This is a genomic window from Paraclostridium dentum (assembly GCF_012922555.1).
GTDB classification, from domain to species: domain Bacteria; phylum Bacillota; class Clostridia; order Peptostreptococcales; family Peptostreptococcaceae; genus Paraclostridium; species Paraclostridium dentum.
In genome coordinates, this window is record NZ_WIPK01000004.1 from 44,396 (window position 1) to 70,740 (window position 26,345).

General features: G+C 26.7%; 24 protein-coding genes and 1 pseudogene. 2 read left to right on the forward strand and 23 right to left on the reverse strand.

Features of this window, described 5'->3' with window-relative positions:
* Nucleotides 1–113: 113 nt before the first annotated feature.
* The 6 genes and pseudogenes from GFJ41_RS08885 to GFJ41_RS08905 form a co-directional block, all read right to left on the reverse strand.
* Nucleotides 114–2,612: a heavy metal translocating P-type ATPase gene (locus GFJ41_RS08885; protein ID WP_332841131.1), complete on the reverse strand. Its 2,499-nt coding sequence runs from the start codon at nt 2,610–2,612 to the stop codon at nt 114–116.
* A gap of 21 nt (nt 2,613–2,633) precedes the next feature.
* Nucleotides 2,634–2,771, reverse strand: a pseudogene (locus GFJ41_RS19605) (cation transporter); the annotation flags it as partial.
* 256 nt (nt 2,772–3,027) lie between these two features.
* Nucleotides 3,028–3,846, reverse strand: a complete 819-nt coding sequence (locus tag GFJ41_RS08890) for a MerR family transcriptional regulator (RefSeq protein WP_170075140.1) — start codon at nt 3,844–3,846, stop codon at nt 3,028–3,030.
* 71 nt (nt 3,847–3,917) lie between these two features.
* Nucleotides 3,918–4,187, reverse strand: coding sequence for a hypothetical protein (locus GFJ41_RS08895; RefSeq protein WP_170075141.1), 270 nt, complete (start codon nt 4,185–4,187; stop codon nt 3,918–3,920).
* A gap of 99 nt (nt 4,188–4,286) precedes the next feature.
* Entirely contained in the window at nt 4,287–5,636 is a 1,350-nt protein-coding gene (locus tag GFJ41_RS08900) for an MATE family efflux transporter (protein ID WP_170075142.1), read from the reverse strand.
* Between the two features lie 143 nt (nt 5,637–5,779).
* Nucleotides 5,780–5,986: a DUF378 domain-containing protein gene (locus tag GFJ41_RS08905; RefSeq protein WP_035117480.1), complete on the reverse strand. Its 207-nt coding sequence runs from the start codon at nt 5,984–5,986 to the stop codon at nt 5,780–5,782.
* A gap of 153 nt (nt 5,987–6,139) precedes the next feature.
* Between GFJ41_RS08905 and GFJ41_RS08910 the strand changes: the two genes are divergently transcribed.
* Nucleotides 6,140–7,057, forward strand: a complete 918-nt coding sequence (locus GFJ41_RS08910; RefSeq protein WP_170075143.1) for a CPBP family intramembrane glutamic endopeptidase — start codon at nt 6,140–6,142, stop codon at nt 7,055–7,057.
* A 63-nt stretch (nt 7,058–7,120) separates the two neighbouring features.
* Complete coding sequence (locus GFJ41_RS08915) at nt 7,121–7,468, forward strand: DUF1622 domain-containing protein (RefSeq protein ID WP_170075144.1); 348 nt, start codon at nt 7,121–7,123, stop codon at nt 7,466–7,468.
* A 141-nt stretch (nt 7,469–7,609) separates the two neighbouring features.
* On the opposite strand, the gene bioF is transcribed toward GFJ41_RS08915, so the two are convergent.
* From bioF to GFJ41_RS09000, 17 genes are all read right to left on the reverse strand, one after another.
* Nucleotides 7,610–8,761, reverse strand: a complete 1,152-nt coding sequence (gene bioF, locus GFJ41_RS08920) for an 8-amino-7-oxononanoate synthase (protein WP_170075145.1) — start codon at nt 8,759–8,761, stop codon at nt 7,610–7,612.
* A 12-nt stretch (nt 8,762–8,773) separates the two neighbouring features.
* Complete coding sequence (locus tag GFJ41_RS08925) at nt 8,774–9,589, reverse strand: 6-carboxyhexanoate--CoA ligase (protein WP_206001536.1); 816 nt, start codon at nt 9,587–9,589, stop codon at nt 8,774–8,776.
* Nucleotides 9,576–10,109 carry a hypothetical protein gene (locus tag GFJ41_RS08930; protein ID WP_170075147.1) on the reverse strand — a complete coding sequence of 178 codons (534 nt, stop codon included), beginning with the start codon at nt 10,107–10,109 and terminating at the stop codon, nt 9,576–9,578. Before GFJ41_RS08930 ends, GFJ41_RS08925 begins: the two co-directional genes overlap by 14 nt.
* 169 nt (nt 10,110–10,278) lie before the next feature.
* Nucleotides 10,279–12,621 (reverse strand): immune inhibitor A domain-containing protein, encoded by a 2,343-nt coding sequence (locus tag GFJ41_RS08935; RefSeq protein ID WP_170075148.1) that lies wholly within the window; start codon nt 12,619–12,621, stop codon nt 10,279–10,281.
* A 131-nt stretch (nt 12,622–12,752) separates the two neighbouring features.
* Complete coding sequence (locus GFJ41_RS08940) at nt 12,753–13,019, reverse strand: P-loop NTPase family protein (RefSeq protein ID WP_170075149.1); 267 nt, start codon at nt 13,017–13,019, stop codon at nt 12,753–12,755.
* A 371-nt stretch (nt 13,020–13,390) separates the two neighbouring features.
* Entirely contained in the window at nt 13,391–14,563 is a 1,173-nt protein-coding gene (locus tag GFJ41_RS08945; RefSeq protein ID WP_170075150.1) for a DPP IV N-terminal domain-containing protein, read from the reverse strand.
* Nucleotides 14,564–14,652: 89 nt separating this feature from the next.
* On the reverse strand, nt 14,653–16,104 hold the full coding sequence (locus tag GFJ41_RS08950; RefSeq protein ID WP_170075151.1) for a sensor histidine kinase: 1,452 nt from the start codon (nt 16,102–16,104) through the stop codon (nt 14,653–14,655).
* Nucleotides 16,094–16,789 carry a response regulator transcription factor gene (locus GFJ41_RS08955; protein WP_170075152.1) on the reverse strand — a complete coding sequence of 232 codons (696 nt, stop codon included), beginning with the start codon at nt 16,787–16,789 and terminating at the stop codon, nt 16,094–16,096. Before GFJ41_RS08955 ends, GFJ41_RS08950 begins: the two co-directional genes overlap by 11 nt.
* Nucleotides 16,790–17,153: 364 nt before the next feature.
* Nucleotides 17,154–17,318: a hypothetical protein gene (locus tag GFJ41_RS08960; RefSeq protein WP_170075153.1), complete on the reverse strand. Its 165-nt coding sequence runs from the start codon at nt 17,316–17,318 to the stop codon at nt 17,154–17,156.
* A gap of 501 nt (nt 17,319–17,819) precedes the next feature.
* On the reverse strand, nt 17,820–17,972 hold the full coding sequence (locus GFJ41_RS08965; protein WP_170075154.1) for a hypothetical protein: 153 nt from the start codon (nt 17,970–17,972) through the stop codon (nt 17,820–17,822).
* 120 nt (nt 17,973–18,092) lie between these two features.
* On the reverse strand, nt 18,093–19,466 hold the full coding sequence (locus GFJ41_RS08970) for a HAMP domain-containing sensor histidine kinase (protein ID WP_170075155.1): 1,374 nt from the start codon (nt 19,464–19,466) through the stop codon (nt 18,093–18,095).
* Between the two features lie 162 nt (nt 19,467–19,628).
* On the reverse strand, nt 19,629–20,321 hold the full coding sequence (locus GFJ41_RS08975) for a response regulator transcription factor (protein ID WP_170075156.1): 693 nt from the start codon (nt 20,319–20,321) through the stop codon (nt 19,629–19,631).
* A 62-nt stretch (nt 20,322–20,383) separates the two neighbouring features.
* Nucleotides 20,384–21,079 (reverse strand): DUF2705 family protein, encoded by a 696-nt coding sequence (locus GFJ41_RS08980; RefSeq protein WP_170075157.1) that lies wholly within the window; start codon nt 21,077–21,079, stop codon nt 20,384–20,386.
* Nucleotide 21,080: 1 nt separating this feature from the next.
* On the reverse strand, nt 21,081–21,989 hold the full coding sequence (locus tag GFJ41_RS08985; protein ID WP_170075158.1) for an ABC transporter ATP-binding protein: 909 nt from the start codon (nt 21,987–21,989) through the stop codon (nt 21,081–21,083).
* 122 nt (nt 21,990–22,111) lie between these two features.
* On the reverse strand, nt 22,112–23,350 hold the full coding sequence (locus GFJ41_RS08990) for an MFS transporter (RefSeq protein ID WP_170075159.1): 1,239 nt from the start codon (nt 23,348–23,350) through the stop codon (nt 22,112–22,114).
* A 143-nt stretch (nt 23,351–23,493) separates the two neighbouring features.
* Complete coding sequence (locus tag GFJ41_RS08995) at nt 23,494–24,861, reverse strand: GTP pyrophosphokinase (protein ID WP_035117502.1); 1,368 nt, start codon at nt 24,859–24,861, stop codon at nt 23,494–23,496.
* Nucleotides 24,862–24,955: 94 nt separating this feature from the next.
* Entirely contained in the window at nt 24,956–26,281 is a 1,326-nt protein-coding gene (locus GFJ41_RS09000) for an MATE family efflux transporter (protein WP_052169237.1), read from the reverse strand.
* Between the last annotated feature and the right edge of the window lie 64 nt (nt 26,282–26,345).

Genomic DNA, 26,345 nt, shown 5'->3' on the forward strand with positions numbered 1-26,345 from the left:
TATGGATACAATAATTATCATATACATATATACTTTTACCCTAAATTTTTCATAATTAAATTTTAATTTACTTAAACGTAAAAAGAATAGCCTAATTTGGCTATTCTTTTTTATTATTTATATGCTTTAAAGTTTTTTAATCTTAATGCATTACTAACTACAGATACTGAACTTAAACTCATAGCAGCCGCTGCTATCATAGGGTTTAATAAAGGTCCTCCAAATAAATATAAAATTCCTGCTGCGACAGGTATACCTATTGTATTATATCCAAATGCCCAGAATAAATTTTGCTTAATGTTTTTAATTGTTTCTTTACTTAATTTGATAGCTGTAGGGACATCCATAAGATCACTTTTCATTAATACAATGTTTGCAGATTCAATTGCAACATCAGTTCCACTTCCTATAGCAATACCTATATCAGACTTAGCTAATGCAGGAGCGTCATTAATTCCATCACCTACCATTGCTACAAAATTCCCTTTCTTTTGAAGTTTTTTAACTTCATTTGCTTTATCTTCTGGCAATACTTCGGCTAAAACAATATCTATACCAACTTCATTTGCTATTGCATTTGCTGTTTTTTTATTATCTCCAGTAACCATGGCAACTTGAATTCCCATTTCATGTAATCTTTCTACTGCTTTTTTACTGTTTTCTTTAACTATATCAGCAACAGCTATTATACCTGCTAGTTTATTATCAATAGATATATACATTGGAGTTTTACCTTCACTTGCTAATTTATCCGAAATTGCCTCTAACTCACTTATACTTATATTTTTATCATCCATAAGTTTCTTATTTCCTAAGAATATATTCTTTTTATCTATTGTTACTTCTATACCATGACCTGTTATAGAGTTAAAATTAGTTACATTTAAAATTTCTAATTTTTCTTCCTCGCCTTTTTTTACTATAGCCTCTCCAAGTGGATGTTCTGACCCTTTTTCTGCACTTGCTGCAAATTGAAGAAGCTCTTTTTCACTAACTATATCAGTAGTTACAATATCTGTTACAACAGGTTTTCCTTCTGTTATAGTTCCTGTTTTATCAAATATTATAGTATTTATTTTATGTGCAGACTCTAGTGCTTCTCCACCTTTTATTAATATACCATTTTCTGCCCCTTTACCTGTTCCAACCATTATAGCTGTCGGTGTTGCAAGTCCTAATGCACATGGGCAAGCTATAACTAATATAGATATAAAAATAGTTAGAGAAAATACTAAGTCTTTTCCACCTACAAAGAACCAAAGTAATGCACTTATTGTAGCTATTGCTAGAACTGTTGGCACAAAATAACCAGATACAGTATCAGCTAATTTTGCTATAGGCGCTTTGCTTCCTTGTGCATCTTCAACTAATTTTATAATCTGAGCAAGAGCAGTATCACTTCCTACTTTTTCTGCTTTGAATTTTATATTACCATTTTTATTTATACTAGCTCCAGTTACCTTATCTCCAACTTTTTTCTCAACAGGCATACTTTCTCCTGTAAGCATAGATTCATCTACTAAAGTATGTCCTTCAATTACTATCCCATCTACAGGTATCTTACTTCCTGGTTTTACTACTATAATATCATCTTCTTCAACTTCATCAATTGGTATTTCTAACTCCTGTGAATTTTTTATTATTATAGCAGTCTTTGGCTGTAATCCCATAAGAGTTTTTATAGCTTCTGAAGTTTTTCCTTTAGATCTAGTTTCTAGATATTTCCCAAGTAATATTAGTGCTATTATTATACCAGCACTTTCGTAATATAATTGATGATCATGTCCACCTACATGCCCAATTTTTCCTGTAGCAATTTGTATAGTCGTATACATGCTGTATATAAGAGCTGAAGCTGTACCTATTGCAACTAAAGAATCCATGTTTGGACTTTTAGTTATTAATGCTTTAGTTCCATTTATATAAAACTTGTATCCTGCTCCGATTATAGGTATTACTAATAATAATTGAACTAATGCATAGTTTAGTGAATTATGCATAGGGTTTATAAACTCTGGTATAGGTAATGGCCCAAATGGTTTAGGCATCATCGGCCCCATAGCTATATATAATAATGGAATTGCAAATATCATTGATACTATAAGCTTATTTTTAAGAACCTTTATTTCTTTTTCTTTTCTTATTTTATCTTCATCTATATTATTGTCTTTAATTTTTTCTACAACTTTATAACCTGATTTTTCTATTGCACCCTTAATTTGTGATAACTTTACTTTTGATCCATCATACTCTATTGTTGCTTTATCTGTTGCTATATTTACATTTACAGATTTAATACCATCTAGTTTTTTTATACCTCTTTCAACTGCTTTTGCACAAGATTGACATGTCATTCCTTCTATTTTTATATCAATTTGCTTAGCTTCATCTATAACTTTATAACCTGCTTTTTCTATTGCACCCTTAATTTGCGATAATTTAACTTTTGATCCATCATAAGTTATTGTTGCTTTATCTGTAGCTATATTTACATTTGCAGTTTCTATTCCATCTAATTTTTTTACACTTCTTTCAACTGCCTTTGCACAAGATTGACATGTCATTCCCTCTATTTTTATATCAATTTTTTCAAATAATTCTGTGTTTTTCACCTCTTCTTTTATACCATACCCTGCTTTTTCTATTGCATCCTTTAAATCCGTGAATTTAACTTTATTCGGATCATACTCTATATCCAGTTTTTCTGTTGCTATGTTTACATTCTGATTTTCTACCCCATCTAATTTTTTAACTGCTTTCTCAACAGCTTTTGCACAAGCTGCTCAAGTCATCCCAGTTATTTTATAAGTACTTTTATTTGTATTTATACTCATTGGTTTTCACCATCCTTAAATTTAATAGTTTATAATAACATTATATACCCCCTATGGGTATTTTAAAACACTTTTTTCATAAAATTTAATTTTATATATTTTTAACTAAAATTTATAAGTAATTAGTATTTTTTATCAACTATTAATTTCTATAAACGCAAAAAAGCTGATAACCCAATAGATACCAGCATTTTTATTTCATTAATATTTCGATTTGACCAAGCGACTTTTCTTTTCCATCCATACCAACCCTAGTCATTATATATATTTCGTGAAAATCACCTATAGTTTCAATATTATTATCTTTTATATATTTCATAATTACATCATAATATTTGCCTGAATCTTTATATGCATCATCAAAATACATAGTTAAGTATTTCCCTTTTGGTATTTTTATTATTTTTTCATCCATAAAATTTTTATTCTCACCCAAGTTTATCATTACATTTTTATAAACTACATTCTGATTAAATTTCATGTCGCTATACGAAGTTGTAAACGCAATTTCAGCATTTACATTTTCATAATCTTTTTCTACTTCTAATAATACTTTTCTCAAAATAATTTCAAATTCATCAGTATATCTATCTTTGCAATGATATGTTTTAAAAGTTCTTTCTTCATTCTCTTTAATAAATACAGTGTTAAGCCCTTTATCTAGTGAAATTTTTATCTTATTTTCAAGAGATTCAATTTTGTTTTTGATATTATCTAATTCTTTTAACTTTTCATAAATTATTTGTTTTTGATTTCCAAGTATATTAAAAATTGATTCTAAAGATGTGTAGTTATGTGTTACTTCCTTTATTTCTTCTAGCGGCATCCCCATAGCTTTACATTGTTTTATTAAATCTATAGTACTAAAATCTTTCATAGAATAATACCTATATCCTGTAGTTTCATTTATGTATGAAGGTTTTAATAATTCAACTTTTTCATAATGCCTAAGAGTCTGAACCGATATATTGTTTAGTTTAGCCATTTGACCAATAGATAAATATTTTCCCATTCAATCACCTCTGCTATATTTTAGCATAATGCTCGTGTTTAGTGTATGCAACTCTAAACTTATTATTTTTTCTATTTTATTATTTTCAAAAAAAACTTATTACTTCTCGGAAATTCTGCGCGTTGAATTTGTTTTAAAGCTTTTTCTAGTTTTTTACTATCTAAATTATAAAATTGCTTATACTCAAATCCATCTTGAATCACATTAAATATATTTTGGTCAATCTTTTCAATCGTTACTTTTCTGTCCTTTTTAAAAGTAAGTAATTCAATTTTATTTCCTACATCAATTTTTTTTAAATTTTCAAATGCATATTTTCTAAAATTTTTTATATCTATCAATTTAATTTAATCCTCCATATAATTTTAATTATATAATGGTTTTACCCTTTTTTTGAAAAAATAAAAACTGAACCCTTTAATTAGAGTCCAGTTTTTTATTTATATATTAGATGCATCGCCTAAAATTATATTTTGACTTTGCTCTGATTCACTTATTACTTTGGCAGTATATTTTCTTACATTGGCCATTATATACATAACTATAAATGTTATAGATTCTGAAACTAATACACTTGACCATATTCCATTTAAACCAAATAACTTTGGTAATACAATTAAACAGATAGGTAAAAATATAATTGATCTAAATACACAAATTAAGTTTGAAAATTTAGGTATTTCAATAGCTTGATAATAAACTAATGTATTTAAGTTTATACTTCCTATTATATACGCTAAACATGCTATCTTTATACCATGATACCCAAGTTTTGCTATGTTTGGATCAGTTGTAAATATACCAACAATACTTCTTCCAAATACATAGCATATCAATGCCGCTGTTATACTAACAACTAATGAACACTTGCAATTTATCTCATAGAATTTCAACATTTTTTTAGAATCTCTTCTTCCAAAATTATAACTTATAAGAGGTTGTGCCCCAAATGTTAATCCTAGTAAAACCATATAAATATTTGTAGTTATATAGTTTATTATACTATATGTCGATATACCTATTTCTCCCATAAAGTTTGACAGTGCTATATTGTGTAAGAACACAATGATTGAAAAACTTGCTTGTCCAAAGAATGATGGGAATCCAATATTTAAAACTTCTTTTATTGTATCTTTATTTAAAGATGTATTTCCAAAGCTTAAATACCCTCTTTTCTTTAAGAAATGTGGAAGAAGTATAGCTACTGTGACTATTTGTCCTAACCCTGTAGCTATTGCAGCTCCCTTTATTCCCATGCCTAAAGGAAATATAAATACATAATCTAATATTACATTAGTTATAGCTCCTGCAATAGTTGAAACCATCGCAAGTTTTGGTCTATTATCATTTCTTACAAAACTATTTAATACTATACCAACTAAGTTAGGCGTGCAAAAAATAGCATAATATTTAAGGTACTCAACGGCTAAAGGTTCTAAATTATCCGTTGCTCCTAACAGCCTTACAATTGGACCTGTAAATACGATACAAACGATACTTGTTACTATACTTATAATTAATAATAGCTTAAATACTTGTCTAAATATATCAACTGCTTTATCTATATCTTCAGCACCTACATTCTTAGATACTAAAGCACCTCCTCCAACTGCTAGCATACTTGCAATACCAAATAAAACTACAGTAAATGGAAGAACTATATTTACAGCTGCTAATGCAGAGTCTCCGACACCTTGGCCAACAAAGATTCCATCGATAACGGTATATAATGACGATATAAACATTGCCAATGATGATGGTACTGCATATCTTAAAAATTCACTAACCATAATTTCCCTCCTATTATTTTTCCTAAAACACATTATAAAGTCTATAGTAGGTATAGAGTCAATATCATTCAACAAATATTTTAATTCTTCTAATAAAATAAAAAATTCACACCTCTTAGTGTGAATTTTATTTATTATAAATTCTATCTATTTTTATCATCTTTTAATGTAGCTAAAGTATATAAAGAGTATAGTCCAGCTACGCCTACTAATGTAAATATACTTCTACTTATCATTGAATATGTTCCTCCAAATAAGTATCCTACAAGATCAAGTTCAAATAGGCCTATAGAACCCCAGTTTAAAGCTCCTATAATAACTAATACTAATGCGATTTGTTTTAATAACATATTTATGCACTCCTTTATTTTTTTCTTTTAGTTATTATTTCCAGTATTTTTTCAATTATTCTTTTTTTCTAATTTTAAAATTACTATTATGAGAAAGCGTTATTCAATAATTTATGATAGTATTATTGTATAGCTATTTAGGAGGTGTTTTTTATGTTTATAAGAAATGAAACTTTAGTAGACAAAGCTAAAACTTCTAAAAAACTACCCAATTTTATTTGGGCAATAATTTTAGCTTTATTGTTTCTAAATATAGGTTCAATTTTAGGGTCTATAGTTATTATTCCCTTAATTTCGTTAATAAGTTGTATACCTTTATTTTCATCTAACCCTGATTTTTTAATGCTACTAGCGTCATTACTAAGCTTTATTGGTATATCTTTACTAGTATTTTTTAGAGTTTCAAAGATAGAGAAAAGAAGTATTAGCTCAATTGGTTTTTCTAAATACAATTGGTTTAAAAAGTATTCGATAGGATTTTTAATGGGACTAATTTTAATGAGTTTAGTAGTACTTGTTCTATATTTATTTGGGTTTGTATATGTAGAACAATCTCCTTCTCAGCCTGTAGGTAAATTTGCTTTATTAAACATATTTATTGTTTTGATAGGTTGGATAATTCAAGGTGGAACAGAGGAAATTTTAACTCGAGGGTGGCTTATGAATATTTTAGGTGCACGCTACAATATAAACATTGGTTTATTTATTTCATCTGTTCTTTTCGGACTGCTTCACCTATTTAACCCAAATGTTAATATAGTAGCCATTTTAAATATAATACTGGTTGGGTATTTGTTTGGTCTATATGTCATAAAAACAAACGACCTTTGGGGTGCTTGTGGTATGCATAGTGCGTGGAATTTTGCTCAAGGCAATTTATTTGGATTTGAAGTTAGTGGATTAAATGTTTCTGTTGGAAGCTTATTTGATTTTAACTTAAATGGAAACAGCCTTATATCTGGTGGAGTTTTTGGACCTGAAGCTGGTATTGCATCTACCATTATATTAATAATAGGAATAGCTTTTATTCTTTTACTTGATAGAAAAGGCTTCTTTAATAAATATTGTTAATAATTATCTGAATCTAACTAATACTATTTATAACTATATTTTCTTCAGTTTAGGAGGATTTTTATGCTAGAAGAGTTTATGACTAAATACATTCCTATTTTAGTAAGCATTTTTGAGTTTATGGGCGTTATAGTTATATCTATAGGAGCATTTACGGCTTTTTATTACTATATTAGAAAAGTTTTATTTAAAATAGATGTTAGCGTAAAGCATCAATTTGCTACAGCTATGGCCACAGGTCTTGAATTTAAATTGGCAGCTGAAATTTTAAAAACAGTGTTAGTGAAAACACTAGATGAACTTGTTATTTTAGGTGCTGTATTTTTGCTTAGAGTACTTATGACTTTCGTTATAGAATGGGAAATTAAACAAGATAATAATGAAAATAACAGAAAAATTAGAAGAGATTAAATAACTTAGCAAAAAATTCATTTTAAATCTGCCAGCTCTTTGCCTATTATAATAAGTACATTTTAAATACAAGTATATTCATATTTTTTCATATTATAAAAGGTAGTACTATAAAATTGATTTTATAGTACTACCTTTTATTTATTTTATTGAATTCTTTACTTTTTTTATTTTTTTAATAACTATATCTATATCATCAAAGTTGTGTGTCGCCATAATTGTAGCTCTAAGTCTAGCTTTGCCTTTTTTAACTGTTGGATATCGTATCGCTGGTATAAACACACCTTCTTCTAATAATTTTTTACTAAATTCATTCGCAGTATCTTCATTTCCTATAATTATAGGAACTATTGGTGTATCGCTTTTTACTTTAAATCCTATCTCATCTAATTTTTCACAGAAATATTCAATATTTTCATTAAGTTTTTTTATCAATTCAGGATTTTTTTCAATTATTTCCATACTTTTTATAGCTGCAGATATAACCGAAGGTGATAATGCTGTTGAAAAAATAAAGCTTCTTGCTTTGTTTCTCAGAAACTCTGTTATTTCACTATTTGCACATACAAATCCACCTTCGCTTCCAATAGCTTTACTTAGTGTCCCTATTGTGATATCTATATTTTTAGTATTAAAATATTCACAACTTCCTTTGCCTTTTTCTCCTATAACACCTGTAGCATGAGCATCATCTACTATAGTTATTAAGTTGTTATCTTTTGCTATCCCTATAATTTCTTCTAAATTAGCTATATCCCCATCCATGCTGAAAACACTATCTGTAACTATAACCCCATACTTACTATTTTTTAACTTAACTTTATTTAATAAATCTATCATATCATTGTGTTTATAAACTACAACTTTAGCTTTTGATAATCTACATCCATCTATTATACTTGCATGATTTAACTCGTCACTAAATATTGTATAGTCTTCATCACAAATTGAAGATATTACTCCAACATTAGCCATATATCCATTATTAAAAACCAAACAATCTTCATAATTCTTAAATTTAGCTATCTTTTTCTCAAGTTCTCTGTGAACATCATAGCTTCCAGTTGTTAGTCTTGATCCTCCAGATCCAACTCCATAATATTTTATACTTTCTATTGCAGCTTGCTTGATTAAATTGTTATTTGATAGTCCAAGATAATTATTTGACGCCATCAATATTACAGATTTGTTATCTATAGTTGTATATTTGTCTTGAGATTCTGTTAAATACTTAATATCTCGGTATAAATTCATTTTTTTTAATTGTTGTATCTTTTTGTTAATATCATTCATTTTATTTTTCCTTTATAAATAATTTTTAAGTTGTTTTTTGCCCTCAATAAAATCCTCATAACTAATGCTTTTATTGAATTTTATATTATGCTTTACAATTACCTTTTTATTTTCAATATAATCTATACATTTACTTTTATTGGATAAAGATGAATCATATAAAAATATCCTACCTCCTTTAGTATTTCCAATATCTTTTAACTTTGTAATTCTTACATACCCATGCTTTTTAGATGCTACATATCCAGCTGTATAATTCGGATCATCCGAATAGCAAATTTCTCCTATAATTTGTTCACAACTTACAACTTTACTAGCTAATGTTAAAGCTTCTAAAAAATGTGAATTTTTTTCGATAGATTTATTTAATGTTTCTATATCATTTCCTTCGAAATCCATATAGGTTGCTCTTATACCTCTTTTTTTATCTTTTTCTAGTCTTTGAAATGTATTTATATCTAAAAGTATAGCACCCCTCATATTTGAAATACTCCTAATTAGTCTGATTATATTATCACTTTTATTCTGATCTATCCCAATATTTTCAAGTACCTTTTTTACAACATTAAATCCATCTAAATAATCCTCTACATTTACAGTAGTCACTGGAAGAGGCTCTATATATGTAATTTCTTCTTTGCTTATTTCTTCTAATTTTATATTTATAAAATCCGACCTTCCCTTAGTATGATTAAATGCTCTTTTAATTAATAAACTGATAACTTTTTCTAAATTTTCTTCATTAGATATACTCTCTGCCCCAGATATATGCTCTTTTAAATCATTTGTTGTTTTAGAAGACCTCATTTTCACACTATATAATTTCATTTTTGCTACTTTCTCCAATCTTATATTCATAAAGTATAAAATTTTTGTAAGGTGTTTTCATAGTTATACGTTTTACTAATTTAAATGTTATATATGATGATATAGCCGTATATAACATACCTATAGACGCTGAAATAATTAAAGCTTTAGCTGGAACTCCAGTTATAAAGCTCATAACTACTCGTCCAAAAATTGTTCCTACTGGACCCGCTATAGTTACTGCTATTATTCCATTTCCAAATATACCAATTAATCCTCCTCCAACGATTCTAAAGATCATTGCTACTATAACATTTAGAATTGTATGTGTTCCCATTAAAAGATTTATACAGCTCGCTATTATTCCTGAAAATATATATCTTTTAAATCCAAATGTAGCACATATACCAATTGCTATGGGAGCTGACATCTGAAATTCTGTTCCAGGGATTAGCCCTGGTAATTTAATAATTCCTGATATTGCAATTATTACTGATAATAATGATATTAGAGTTAACTCCCGTATTTTATTATCCCTCATTTTGGTAAACCTCCATTTCATCAAAAGTTAACTTTTCATTTTTAATTGTAATCTTTATAAATATTTTTTGTCAACTTATTTTAGTTATTAAGTTTATATATTTTTATAAATTTTATCTAGATAAATAAATAACCCTTATATGAATTACTTCATATAAGGGTTATTTATTTTATTTTTTGCTTATATTAATTGTGGCACTACTATTATCTTTTGCTTGATGTAATATTTTTATCTCCATTCCTAACTCCGGAACTTTAACGCCTAATTCTGGAGCGGCTTGATTAGTAAAATCTTTTTTATCACTAAACTTAGGGTTTGAAGATGAATATTTGTCTATAGCGATCCTTCCATATGATTCCCCTGCATCAATAGAAAATTTACTACCTTTTTTAGAGCTAAATGCCGCATCATGCATTTGATATTTATTACTAGCTATTAATGACTCAGTTTCTTTATCATAAAAATGCCAAGGTATATTTGTTTGATCTGCATCTACAACTGATAAATATCCACCTCCAGGGTGTACTCCAGTCCAATTTTCACTATAATACTCATTTACATACCATATAACCATACCAGGGTCATATTCATACATCTGACCAAATGAATTTATTCCCGCTAGGCCTTTATCTACTCCGTCATGATTTCTCCATTCTATTAAGTAGTAGTTTTTAGAGTAAACCTTACCTTTATCAATATTAAATCCATTCAGTTCAAATTTAGATCCTTCTTCTGCATTATCAAAGAATAATTCATTGTTATCATCAAATATTCTTATATCATCTACATAAAATCCACTTCCAAAGGTATATTTATCTGTCTGATATTCAAATTTTATCTCTACATCTTTCCCCTTATAATCGCCTAAATCAAATATAGCATCTACCCATCCATCAGATTTTCCTGTTATTCCATTTGGAATAACTACCTCCGCTCCTGGATCATGGTCTTTAGTAGTTATGTTACCTTGGATAAAGTTCCAATCTTTGCTGCCCTTTTCTCTAACCTGTATACTTGCAAAATCCCATCCTTTTTCTATATCATATAAAGTTTTAAATTTTAACTGTGGGTTATTAGTATTATTTAAATTAATTTCTGCTGTCATGGAGTTGTTTAATGATTCTCCATCTTTTCCTTTTCCACCCCAGTACACATTTTCACCACTAAATGGCTTAACTATTTCTGTTTCTAAATCAGGTAAATTTACTTTTACTGTTTGGCCAGTTTCACTTGCTTGCTTCAAATCTAACGTAACACCTTTTGTTGTTAAATCTTTATAATCTATCTCTGTTGATTTTTGCCAATTTCCACCGTATTTATTTTGCATAAGTTGTTTGCTATATGGACTTATCCCTGTAGGCTCTGTTCCTGGTACTTTTCCTGCCCAACTTCCAGATGACATTAAAGACCAATTTGATATAGGCTCACTATAACTACTTGAATACTGAGTGTCATACTCATCTGGCATACCTAAGTCATGCCCGAACTCGTGAGAAAATACCCCTCCTGCTCCATCTTCTGGATTTATAGTATAATCATACGCTAGAAATTTCCCTGTTGAACTATTTTCACTTTGCGTTCCTTCTATTTGATAGATGCCTCCTAAATTCCATCTATGGGACCATATTGCATCGCTTCCAAGACTTCCTCCTCCAGCTTCTTGCCCCATACCTGCATGTATAAACATCAAATAATCAATCATCCCATCTGGCTCATTGTAGTTTCCATCTCCGTCTAAATCATATCTATCTATTTTATCAAAATCACTTAAATTTATGTTTTTATCTTTACCTAACTCTGTTAATCCATCTTTTATTAATTGTCTTGCATTTATATCATTATTAGAACCTTCCTGAGCTCCATAAGATGCTGCACTTCCTGGTACAGTATACCAATCAGTTACTTTTCCATTTATTTTTAAAGTCCCTCCTGACTGTTGATCATAATATTGCTTCATTGACACTAAATTTTCCCCATTAGGCCCTTTATATCCATTTTCACCAAACAACATATCTTGAAAATGATCTCTTCCATAGTTTTGATAATACATATTTGATTCCCCTGGCTTTATCTCATTATGCTTATAATCATCAAATTCAACCAAAACAGTCAAAACATTTACCTCTGTAACTTCATTACTATTCTTTACCTGATACTGATTTTGGCTATGTTTTTTTATATTCTTTTTTTCTTTTGATTTAAATTCATTTTCTTGTTTAGTTATATGTTGGCTTTTATTATTTTTTGCTAATTCATTCATATAGGTTCTAAAAACTCTATTTGATTCTTCAAAATTTGCACTTTTATCTATTTTACCTTCTTTTTTTAACATTTCTATTATTTTCTCTTCATTAGCTATGGATATGTCTACCGGTCCACTTATATTATCATTAGCACTTCTATGTGAACTGTTTATATTTTGTTTTTCATTGTTTAGTGCATTTACTGAAGTCAGTGACCCTGCTAATAACCCTAATGTGATAACTAAAGATACTACCCTCTTTGAGTGCATAAAATTCCCCCTAAGTATTATTTCTACATACTATGGAATACAATGTCCCAATTCTAATATATAATTTAATTTTTATATAAATTTAATCTATTTTATATAATAAAAAGCACCTTATTAAATAATAAGGTGCTTTATTTCCATTTACCAGTATCTAAGAAATTTTTTGCTCTATAATTATCATCAAACATATATGTAAGTTCTACATCATGTGTAGCCGAAAAACATAGTGTATTCTCGCTCCCTATATTTTTCAAAACCTCACAAGAAGACACTATTCTTTCAACTGTATTTGTACCTCTTAAAATTTCATCTACAAAACATAAGCATGGAATATTATTCTGTACTTGATCTAATATCCTCTTAAGAGATTTAATAAAATAACTGATGAAACTATACATAAATAAAATCCTAGTGAAGTCTCTATCATTCTAAAAATATTAGATAAACTACTATATAACAATATAGGCAATTAAAAAACTAACAGAGACATAACTGGAAGTTTTTTATTAAAACCAGTAACTATATTTTTTTACCTAAAAAGTAATAAGTTATACTTAATATTAAAAATATAGGTGTAGACATCATTAATATTATTAAAAATTGAGTTCCTGAATTTTCATGCCAGCTAAACATATTATAATATGCTGAATATATATATTCAGAAAAAAATTATTGTTAGAGTTAAAATTAAATTTAAGGTTATTAAAACCATGGATTTATTTTTTATTTTTAACATAAAGTCATCCTCATTAATTTGAAAATTTTAGTTTTATTCCTCAAGGCTAATTATATTTGTAGTAGATATTTGCTCTGGGAATAACTTATCTTTAGAGGATTTTTCAGCATCTATTGTACGATTAACCATTAACTTTTTACATGATGGAGAATATTCAAAATTATAGTATCCATTTCCTTCAGTAAGTAGTTCTTTCTCCTTTGTTTTTGTATCAACTATATAAACTCCACTTTCATATTCTTCATATGATGTGTATGCTATCTTACTTCCATCTTTAGACCAACTTACACTTTCTATTGAACCTTCAGTTAAAATTTGTCTATTTTTCCCCTCTAAATCCATTATAGCAAGTTCATGTGTATTCCTATCACTGTTATATACAATAGCTACTAATTGATCTTTGTTATTAGATAGTTTAAACTCTAAAATATCATCTTTTATTACCATTTTCTTTTCTTTTGTCTTTATATCATAAACTATTAACTTATTATCTTCTTCTTGCCCTCTGTGTATCTTCGTATAATATATTTTATCTCCAACTTTTACTGGATTTATTATACTGAGTGCATCTATTCCTTTTTCATTATTTGTTTTTTCTACATCTTTTATTTTTTCTATATTTCCATCAATATTTATAACAGCAAATCCACCTATATGGTTACAAGGAATTATTATTTGCTTATCATTTATCCAATTAGCATTTTTCATATCATAAGCATCTATATCACTATCAGATATTTTAGTTATTATATTCCCATTTGTATCTGATATATATCCTGTTCCGTCTTCTTTATTTTCACTAGTATAAAATATATGTTTTTGGTAAGGTGATACAACTCCACTTTCTATATATTCAGATTTACTACCCATTAATTTTTCACTTTTAGAATTTAAGTCATATAAGTAAAGATTTTTCACATCAAAATCTGCTTTTACCTTCTCTGAATCAACTTTTATTGGAGGTAATTCTTTATTTACTTTTGAAATTATTATATTATTTTCATCTATCCACTTAACTCCTGATACCCCTTCATATGTATCAATTTTAACTTTAGCTGTCTTCGTTGCTTTAATGTCTTTTGTATCTTTTACAATTGTAACATTATTATTTTTTCCCGATCCGGTTACATTCTCCTTTTTACATCCAGTAGCTCCTAATGATATACTAATCAACAATAATCCTGCTAATATTCCTCTTTTATTCATATTAATATCTCCTTTATCTTTTTCTATATTAGTAGTATAACTAATTGATTTTTCAAAAGTATATCTAGTTGTTTCTAAACTGTAAACTTTTATAAATTTGGAAATTCTATTAAAAAAGTAGTTTCTTTTTTATCTTTTAATAATCTAATACTTCCATTTTGTCTTTCTACTAATTCTTTTACTAGGCTAAGACCTAATCCTGTTGAGCTATGTTCTTTAGATCTAGATTTACTGATTGTATAAAAAGGTTCAAATATCTTATCTATTTCCTGTATAGGTATCCCAATTCCAGTATCTGATATTTCTATAGTAACTTTGTTATCTTTGATATAGCTACCTACAAATATTTTCCCATCTATTTTATTATATTTTATAGCATTATCTATTAAATTTATAAAGATATGCATTAAATTTTCTTTATCTCCCAACATAATACCTGATTGCAAGTTTGTTATTAGCTCAAGATTAAATTTCTTAACTTTTCCTTGCATACGACAACAAATTTCTTCTAATATATCTTTTACATCTATTTCTTCACAATTTATTTCAAAATTATATTTTTGTAATGAGGATAAATGTAAGATTTTTTCTACCATTTCGCATAACCTTTGTGTTTCCTTTACAATATTAACTTTAGCATCATTTATCAATTTAATATCATCCGGATAAATATCAATTAAATCCATATATGTTTTAATAACAGTGAGAGGTGTTTTAAATTCGTGTGTTATATTTCCTATGAAATTTTTTTGTTGTTTTTCTACTTCTCTTAATTTTTGTAATACTAATTGTAATTTCTCTTTCTCATCCTTAATTTTATTTATATTTTCCTCAATTTGTGTACTCATATAATAAATTCCATCACTTAATTCCCCAAGTTCATCATTTCTCTTAATAGGGGTAATTTTATTATATAATCCGCTCTTAATATATAATGTATCTTTTTTTAGTCTTATAATACCTCTAGAGAACCTATCAAAATAAAAATATGAACATGCAAAACTCAATAAAAATGTAACAGTCCCTATTTTTATAAAAAGAAGCTGTATATTATTATAAAAATCTATGCCTTTTTTTATATTATAATCAATTTCGATTACTCCTATTTGATTATTATCTTTATAAATAGGTGCAGTGTAATATATATACTCATCTACGACTTGATACACTATTTGATCATCTAAAGCACTAGAAACCATCTCTTTTACATTAAATTCCTTGTTAAATCCAGTATCTTTAGTTAATTTCTTCCCATCTATACCATAAATTGTTGAATCGATTTTATGTAGTAAATCTAATTGATATTTAAGTTTTTGTGCATTTAATTTTAAAAATTCTTCTCCATTTTCTGTTGGATTTTCACTATTAATTTGATTTATGTAGTTGTTTGTAATTTTAACTTGATTAGCTAGATATATTTCATACTCTTTTACTTGATTATTCTTTATACCTCTCAGCACTAAAGTACTTAATATAATTACTGTTAAAAGTAAAAGTATCGCTGAAAACATACTAAATTTTACTTTTATACTAACCTTCATATATTTCACCTATAGCTTTATACCCTACTCTATATACAGTTTGTATTAAATCTTCATATTGTTTACCTAGTTTTTTTCTAAGCCTTTGAATATGTATATCTACAGTACGAGTACCCCCAATATACTCCATTCCCCAAATTAAATCTAAAAGATCTTCTCTTGTATATACTCTATCTACATTAGATAATAAAAGATATATTAAATCAAACTCCTTCGGTGTTAACTCTAATGTTTTTCCTTTTATAATAACTTTCCTTTGCTTTAATATAATTTTTAAATCTTTAATCTGTATATCTATTACTTCAAATTCACTACGAGATTTGTTGAGCCTTCTAAGTAAGGATTTAGACCTTGCTATTATTTCTCTTATATAAAATGGCTTGGTCATATAATCGTCAGCTCCTAGCTCTAGACCTAATACTTTATCTACAATATCATTCTTTGCAGTAAGCATAATAACTCCTAAGTTTTCTCTATTGTCTAATCTTTTACACACCTCAAATCCATCTATTTTTGGCATCATCGCATCTACAATCATTAAATTCGGATTAAAAATTTCTACTTTATCTAGCGCTTCTTCACCATCATAAGCAGTTTCGGTACAATATCCTTCTCTTTCAAAAGCATATGCAATTAAGTCTGCAATATTTTTTTCATCATCTACTATTAATATTTTTTCTTTCATAGTCTCGTATCCTTTCTAATTATTATAAGTATCGTTTTTTATTATTTACATGTGTAAATTATAATATATTTATGTGCAAAAGATAAAAAATAATTTTTAAAATAAAAAAAGTATCGCTTATTCCATCTTAAACTTTATTTATATTTTAACTAGAGCAACTCTTCTAGGTATATAGTCCTTCTTATTAAACACATACTTATATGCTGTAGAATACGATATAAAAATACTTTGGCCTAGACTTATTCCTTCCATTCCATCCTCTTTTTTTCTAATACTCCGATTACTGTATAAGTTTTTCCTTTTATTTTTTATCTATATTTGCAAAGTGTTTCTCTGCTATATTTACTCCTAATAGATATACTTTTTAACTTTTACGTTGATGCTCTTCCCTTAAACCTTCCTCAAATTCATCTGTAATCCCTACTGCTAGCTCAACATCATCTTTCCTAAGTATTTTTACAGGGGCACTTCCAGTTACATTAAGTCCAACATTACTAATATTATTTGAATCATCTAATATACTTTTCATCTTATCCTCATCTATTGAAGGTCTTTATATATATTTGGTTTTATAAAGTCAAAATTTACATATATGCTTCCTGCGCTTAATTCTTTAAATGTTTTTTTACTCTTTTCTCTACCCCTTATATCAGAAAAGCTAACCTTAACTTCTACTTCTTTTATTTTTATAACTTTATTTGGAACTAGTATACCATCTTACCTATTTTTTATTATAAATTTAACTTTAGCTGTCATACCTGGTTTATATTTCTAAATCTTTCGTATCTATCTTCGCTCTTACTTTATAGTCGACATCCTCACCTTCAGACGAGCTTACACAACTTTTTTTCTACATGTCCTTTGACTTCAGTGTCTGGATATGTTTCAAACCTTACATTAACTTCTTGATTTTATTTTATGTTCATAATATCTGTTTGCGATGTTAAAGCAGGTATAAAGTTTTTGTTAAGAAAAATTATATGAAACTAAAAAACTATGAAAATCAAATTTGATTTTCATAGTTTTAAAATTAAATAATATCTACACTCATGACTATCCCCTCCTCTAATATAGATTCATTGTTCCCTGGTTCAGTTTCATAAACCCCTATTCTAATAAATTTTATCTCTTTTAAATCATTACAATCTTCAAAGTTTGTAGATGTTCCTATTAATATACTCAAAATAGAAACGTTATGATAGATATTAAATTAATCATTCATTTTATATTAGTTTTCGTCAAGATCCTCCGGAGGCTTTAATATCCCTTAGATTGACTGGTATGGTGGAAACCCTATATCTTTTTATATTTTGGCTAACCTTATAGAAAACTTTGTTCCTATATCTTTTTCACTATACAATTTTAATTTTCCATTATGAAGATTTATAATTTTTTTAGTTATCGTTAATCCTAATCCACTTCCTCCGTCTGTTTTGCGAGCTCTATCAGCTCTTACAAATTCATCAAATATATTTTCTATAACATCATCTGAAATTCCACATCCGTTATCAGCTATAATTATATCTATATACTTGTCACTCTTCTTTAAATCAACAGTAATAGTTGTTCCAACTTCATTATATTTTATTGCATTTATAATTATATTTCCTAAGGCCCTCTCCAACGCCTTAGTATCTATAATAGAATATATACTTTCTTCTGGTATATTCACATCAAGTAAAAATCCGTTTTCTTCTATGTCTATATAATACAAAGCCACTAATTCTCTTAAAAATTCACTTATATCATGTTTTTTCAAATCTAGTTTGTAACCTGGGCTATCTAATTTTGAAAAAATAAATAATTCATCAACTAAATAATTAATTCTTTTAGTCTTATTATAAATATAATCTAGATATATATTTTTCTCATCTTCACTTGTTACTACTCCTTCTAATATTGCCTTAGAATATCCTAGTATAGAAGTTATTGGAGTTTTTAAGTCATGAGAAATATCTCTTATAATTCTCTTTTTACTGTCCTCAGCAATACGTTTTTCGATTTCAGATTTTTCAAGTTTATCAACAGTGTTATTAAATGACTCTTTTATTTTATTAAATTCTCTATATGAATTAAACTTAACACCTACATCTGAATACCCTTCACTCATTTTTTTTATTTCATTTTCTAAAATTTTAAGTGGTCTAGATATTTTTTTTATGGATAATATAGATAATAAAATAAACATTAAAAATACTATAATTATTGTTACCAATACACTAAGTCCTATATATATTTTAGCTTTATTATTTCCATACATTTCATGTAAAAGCTTATAACTATAGTCCGGTATCTTTACAATATATAATTTATTTCCTTGCCTGTATGCACGTGTTTCATATTTATAGTTTATATTTTTTTCATTTATAAAATCTTCAATTGAGTAAGACTCCTTTTTATCTTTTTTTATACCTATTACATTTACTACTTTTCCGTCTCTAACTTCTTCTACCCATCCACCTTCACTTAATACCTTTTTAATATCTATATTATTGTAATCTTCTTTAAACAAATAGTTTATTTCATTTTTTGTTACCTCTAAATTTTTACTATTTAATTCATCTCTTGTTCCATATAAAATTAAATAAAGAAATATTACTATTCCAATTATGAATATTAAAGTTGCCAATATAGAATTCACTATAAATATACTATATAAACTTTTACCTTTTCTCAAAATAAATTTTCCCTTCTAAATGATTTTTAAGAAAATACTCTATATATAAAATTATGATGAATTATAGTATATAGAGTATTTTCTTAAAATCTTCAATTTTTATAATTGCATATTTTTTATTTAAAGTTGCTACCACTTCTGAACTTTCTATAACTTAAATATTTATTTACCTTCAAATTTATATCCGATTCCTCTTATGGTTTTTATATATTTAGGTTCTTTGCTAGTGTCTTCAATTTTATCTCTTATTTTACTTATTTGAACCATTATAGCATTGTCCTCTGCTATGTAAACTTCATCCCATACAGATTCAAATAAATTTTTCTTTGTAAAAACTTTATTTGGATTTTTCATAAACAATTCAACTATTTTTAACTCTGTTGATGTAAGTTGTATTTCTTTATTATGTTTCGTTAACTTACAGGCTTCTAAATCTAATTTTAAATCTCCAACTTCTATTAATTTTTCTTCAATTTTAGGTGAATTTGAGTATCCATAAACTCTTCTTATTTGTGCATTAACTCTAGCTACTACTTCTAAAGGATCAAATGGCTTTGTAACATAATCGTCTGCTCCCATATCTAAAGCTAATATTTTATCGTAGCCTTCCACTTTTGCGGAAATAACTATTATTGGTGTATTCAATTTACTTCTTATATTTGAAATTAATGAATATCCATTTAAGTTTGGCATCATTATATCCACAATAGCTAAGTTAATATCATTTTTATCTATAATATTAATAGCCTCTATGCCATCATAAGCCTTAAATATTCTAAAATCATAATTTTTTAAATAAAGTTCAATTAATTCTACTATTTCTTTCTCATCATCTACGATTAAAATATTATACATTTTAATCCTCCTACTACTTTAGTATTCTATCAAATTATACACCTTGATTTTATATTATACTTTTATTTTATTTCTTTATTTGAAAAAATGTGGCTTGAAATAATTAATCCTACTAATATATAAATTATACTTATACTAATATTTCCAACAAAATTTTGGTTTATATCTCCTATATTTTTTATTACATAAGTTATACTATATGAATTTAATTTTAAAAGTAAACATACAAAATTAATACCAATTAAAATTAAAATTCCAAAGTATATAGTTTGTCTTGATTTTTGAATTAATAGACCTGGAATAAATAGGACTGAAATTAATCCTATTGTAGGTATTAATGCAACTAAATATTTATATATTATATCATTAACTGAATCTATTCCTGGAACTTGTGATAATACATATGTTGCTATAAAGCTTATTACTATTTGAATTATCATGGTAATTACTATATTTATAAATATAAAGAACAGTTTTCCTATTAAGACTTCATTCCTACTTATAGGATTGATAAGATATATTTTCATTCCGCCATTATTGAATTCTTCTGTTATCACTTTTGATATCAATATTATAATGAAAAAAGGAAGCATACTCAATGTAATATTTAAAAATATTGACATTATGTCTACTTTTACTCCAATTACTTTCATGCTTGCAAAATAAATTAAAGCTAAAGATGGTATAATTAAAATATTTGCTAATAAAAAAGTGCCTTTTTCATTTGTTATAAACTCATTTTTTAGTATACTTATCATATTAATTTCCTCCTGTAACTTCTATGAATACATCTTCTAAAGACCTATTTTTTAGTGCTACTTCATATATTGGTATGTTATTGTTTGCAAGCTCTTTTATCACTAAAGCGATGATAGATTCGTTAGCCTGCACAGTTATACCATTTTTTTCTGTTCTTTCTATTTTTACATAATTTTTTTTATTTAAAACTTTTATTGCCTCTCCTACACTTGTAGTTTTTATAAAAAATAAGTCCTTCTTATTTTCTATACTTCCTATATCAGATTTTAAAATATGTTTTCCATTTTTGATAATTATAACTTTGTTACAAATCATTTCTATTTCATGCAGAACATGTGAAGATATGATGATAGTTTTTTTATGTTTTGTAGCTAACTCTTTTATTAATCCTCTCATTTCTATAACACCTTTTGGATCTAATCCATTTGTAGGTTCATCTAATAATATTATTTTTGGATTTTTTATCAGTGCCATAGCAATACCTAATCTTTGCTTCATGCCTAAAGAATAATTTTTAGCCTTTTCATTTCCTCTACCTTTAAGACCTACTATTTCTAATACTTCATCAATTCCATAGCTACAAGAGTACATATCACTAAAATTTTTTACTATTTTTAAATTTTCATATGCAGTTAAGTCAATATAAATTGCTGGGCTTTCTATTATTGCAGATACATTTGTCATAGCTTTTTTAAAGTTTTTATCTATATCATATCCATCAATATAAACCTTTCCACTATCTTTTTTTATTAGACTTAATATCATTTTCATTGTAGTACTTTTTCCTGCTCCATTCGGTCCTAAAAATCCAAATATATCACCTTGATTTACAGTAAAGCTTAAATTATCTACAACTACCATATCTCCTTGTTTTTTAGTTAGGTTTTCAACTTTTAAAACTTCTTTCATATCTATCACCTCTTCATCTAATTTGATAAGATCATTTTAAGCTTCTAATCTTTCTAAAACCTTTCTATATTATTTAATATTTTTAATTTTTATAATTAAAAAAACTAGCTTTTCAGCTAGTTTTATTTATTGCTCGTAATATTTAAACATTGTAAACTCTTTTTACTTTTAAGTTCATTCTTATATATATAACTAAATAATATAACTGCTATTAAATAAAATGCAACCGTAAAATAATAAGGAATTGTATAAGATATAGTTTCCATTAAAAAGCCACCAATTGCAATTCCTATAGCTCTACTAATATTACTAGATAAAGCTATTAAACTACTCATATTGGTTCTTTCACTTTCATGAACAATTTCCATAGATAAGTTTTGGATAAGCGGCATAGCCATATTCATAAGTCCGTTTCGCATGAAAAATGCAATAGTTATAATAAATATTCCTTGTGGAAAAGCAATTGATAGTAAAAATGGAATAGATAATAATTGACAAATTATAACTGATTTTACCTTTCCAAACTTGTTCGACATAAAAGGTATAATCATGCCTCCTATTATACATCCAAATTGTGATATTGAAAGTATAGTTCCAACAATATTATCTCCTATATCCATAGAATATTTTAAGTATACACTAAAAAATGGTACAATTATTCCAGCCCCTATTCCTATTAGGAATTGATAAACCATGAAACTTACAATCTTTTTATTTAATATAGATGCATATCCTTTTAAACATTCTTTTAAATTTCTATGTTTTTCATATTCAGGTTCCTTCATAAAAAATATAGGAATCAAAGCTAAAATAGCCAATATAGAAGTTATTATAAATATATACTTTATAGATTCACTTGATGTAAAATAATTATCTAGATAAGATGACATAACTCCACCTAAAAAAGAAGCCCCCATCATACCTATGTTAGACATTATAAAATTCGTACTAAAAACTGATACTCGTTCCTCTTCAGATGTATTTTCAAGTATATACATACCTTCTGCTGTAGTTTTTATACTCATCCCAAAACCATTTATAATTGCCATAATTAATATTAAGTTTGAATTATTGAAAAAAACTATAAAAATAGAACCTATTGCTATACATATAAATCCTAAATTGAAACTTTTTTTCCTCCCTATTCTTTCAATTAAGTACGCACTAAAGATAGATCCTATTGCTATAGAAAATGTATTAATTGAAAGAACACTCCCTACAAACTGTTCTTTATAACCAATTTCTTTTAGATATATCCCCACAAACATATTAAAAATTCCCATAGCAAAAGAAGCTATAAGATTTATAGTAAGAAACAACTTTATATTCTTACTTAGTTTTATCTTACAACCATTTTTCATTATATCCCCTCTTCTCATAACCTTTTTGTCTTTTCAATATAAGTGTATTTCTTTTTTTGATTTTTTTCAATATTCTTTAAATAGTTTATTATAACAAAACGACTTGATTTAATTATATAATTAAATCAAGTCGTTTTATTGTTTTAATCTCGTATTGCATCTTTTATTTTTTTATTTAAAACTTCCCTATACTTACCACTTTTATATTTATATTCTTTAAACGAATCTACATTTCTACATATATCATTTATTACTTTTTTAGTTATATTGTTTATACTATCTAAATTTTCCTCATATAAAATTTCTATAGAGTCTATTTCTATTAAAGTATCTACTACTTCCATGTATATATCTTTTAATACATGTTTACTATCACTTTCAAAAGCTAATTCTAATTTTGCCTGATATTTTATAGGAACTACCTTTTCTTTTATAAATAAAATAAAGTTTTCAAAATCTTTTTTATTATTAAGTGGCTCTACTTCAAATAAAATTCTAAAGAATAAGTTCCATATAAACTCACAATTTAATTTAGATATAATAAAATTCCCTAGCCTTTCACAAAATTCATCCTCAAACTCAGGTAATTTCCCAAATCTAATTTTGGAATTAAAGTCTATATCTTTTTTAGAAATTTCATTTATTCTTTTAAGTCCTTTTATTGTAGTATCTTCACTTATATCCATTCCATCTTTTTCTTTATTAAATGAATAATTTATTATTGTCTCACAAGGTTTTTTAAAATCTATTATAAATCCTATGTCAGCTTCCATTTTGTCTGCAAAGGTATCATATGCAATCTTTGCTAAAAACTTTTCCATAGATTTTCTTTTGCTATCTTTGTCTTTATTATTTCCACTGAAATTTTTATAAACAGATAGTAATTGATTATCTATAAGTGTTAAATTTGTCTTTATTGATGCAAATACATCACTTAAAAACTTATCCATCATAACATATGCATTATTCTTGTAAATAACATTATGTTCTATTTCACTCCAAAAAATATTAACCATAGATTTTATCTGAATTTCAAAATTTATTTTATTATCGCCATATAAAAACAATCCATCGATTCTATATATTTCAAATCCATTTTTTTGTTTTCTTGGTTGATCTTTGTCTAACCTAATTCTTATATTTTCATTTTCTTCGTTATAGTAATATATATGGTCTTCACTTATGTTGAAATATGATTTTAGAAGCTTATATATATTTCTTTCTTCCTCTATGAACCTACACTCTAATCTTACTCCAATCAAATCTGATAGATTATGTATTAACATTTTAGGTGTTTTATATTTATTTAAATATTTGTTTCTTATAATTTTCTCTCTTAAGCTATATTCACTCTTTACTCTTGAATTGACATTTAAGTATTCTTGTTCGTTAATATTTAATATACATTCAAAATATTTTACTAGTTCTTCTGATAACATGTTAAGCGTCGGTGTTATATCATTTAACAATTCTACAGCTTCATCAATGTATTCAAATTCTCTCAAACTCATAATAAGTTCTCCTTGGCGTCTTTTTTATATAACTAAATTTTACACAAAAACTCAATTTTAAGCAAATAACGAAATTGTAATTTTATTTAAGTTATTACTTTTTATACGCTCTAATACCTTTTCTAAAGTAAAAAGTAACGGAGAAAAATATAGTCAATAACTCAGCAATAGGTATTGCTAACCATATACCATTTAAGCCTATAAATTTAGGCAATACAGTAATTGTCGCTACTACAAACACTAAAGATCTAAGAATAGATATTATAGCAGATACCTGTCCATCCCCTATAGCTGTAAAATAACCTGACATAAAAATATTTGTTCCTATTATTAAAAATCCATATGAAAATAATTTTATACCTGATGTAGCAATAGTATAAACCTCTAAGTCATTAGTAAATATAGATATTATATACTTACCTCCAATTATAGAAATTAAAAATATAACTATAGAACTCCATCCAATTGTTACAAAACTATGTTTTAAACTTTCTTTTATTTTTTCTTTATTTTTAGCTCCAAAATTATAACTAATCATAGGTCCTATCCCAACTGCAATTCCAAAATATACCGCTATAAAGAAATAATATATATATATTATTATCGACATTGCAGCAACCCCATTTTCTCCGCTAAAAGTTAATATACTTTTATTGAATAAAAATGTAGTTATACCTGTTGATAACTCTGTAAACATTTCTGAACTACCATTATAGCAAGAATTAAATAGTTCTTTAAAATTAGCTTTTGGTTTTGTAAATTCTAAATTCGAATTATTTCCTTTGAAATAAATTATTCCTATTATACCTGAAATAGTTATTGCAATATACGTTCCTAATCCAGCACCTAAAATTCCCATATCAAACACTACTATAAATAAAAAATCAAAAACTATGTTTAAAACTAATCCCAGTGAAGACATTAAAAGAGATACTTTAGGGCTACCATCTACCCTAGCATAGTATTCAAAGTATAACTTTAACATCATTGGAATAGTCATAAGTACAGTTACAATCCCATATGATTTTGCGTATGGATATAATATATCAGTTGTTCCTAAAAATCTAAGTATAGGATCTAAAAATATTACTCCCAAAATAGTAAGTACTACGCCTATAGAAATTAAAACTACTGTTACAAATGAAAATAACTCATTAGCTCCTTTTATATTTTTTTTCCCAAGCTTTATACCAACTAAAGCTCCAGATCCCGTAGCTAGCATAACTGCAATACCAAATACTACACAAGTTATAGGTATTATAATATTTATTGATGCCAGTGCATCTGAGTTTACATATCTCGATACGAAAAATCCATCTATAGTAGTATAAAATGATAGAAATATCATTGTTATGATGGATGGAAATACATATCTTAAAAACTCCTTATAATTTTGTTTTTTCGCAAATACTTCTTCCATTTTTTCACCTCTACATTTTTTAAATAATTGATATTACTTGACATTATTAATTGTGAAGGATATA